This window comes from Vibrio sp. 1078-1, assembly GCF_033340475.1.
In genome coordinates, this window is the sequence record NZ_JAWOWM010000360.1 from 1 (window position 1) to 697 (window position 697).

Here is a 697-nt window from a genome sequence, read left to right on the forward strand (position 1 = left end):
GCTTGGGTTGCGGCGGTGGGTCAGTAGAACCGCAAGACGCAGCAAACGCAGCACGCGTTTGGCACTTGTTCCAGATATAGCATGTTGCTCTGGTAGTGAGCTTAGCTGCTCGCGGTAACGGCGTGCAATTTCACCAATAAAGAACTTCTGCGCACGTGTATAGCCTGGCAAATCGAGGTTTTGCAGTAAGTAAGCACTATGTTCACCGCCTTTTTTAAAGTCGATGGTTAGGCCAATTTCGTGCAATTTTGCTGTGGTTTCGAGCAGAACTTTACCTTGAGGCTCAGCAATCCACTCATCGCCACCGGCTTGCTCTAAAAGCTTACCAGCCAGCGTTGCCACTTGTTCACCATATTGGCAATCAAGCTGATAACGGCTTTGCACGCTACAAATGGTGCGAGCACGAATGTCATTTTGACGCAGCTCGTCGACCATTTCATAAACCAAGCCTTCACGCAGTGCGCCGCCCGCGAGTGTCATCGCATCGATTTCAAGTAACTCGAAAATCGCGATAAGAATAGACAGGCCGCTAGGGAAGACCAAGGCACGCTCAAGCGTTAAACCTTCGATGTCGAGCTCTTCCAAATGATCGGCTAGCATGGCTTGCTTTTGTAAACGCTTAAGTTTGGAGTGAGTAATTACTTCGTCCATACCCTGCGCCAGCATGATTTCTTGTAGCGCCTGAACGGTACCAGAT

At 49.6% G+C, this 697-nt stretch carries 1 pseudogene; it reads right to left on the minus strand.

The annotated features are described in order from the left end of the window. Positions 1-697 (minus strand): annotated as a pseudogene (locus R7190_RS27580) (guanosine-5'-triphosphate,3'-diphosphate pyrophosphatase); the annotation flags it as partial.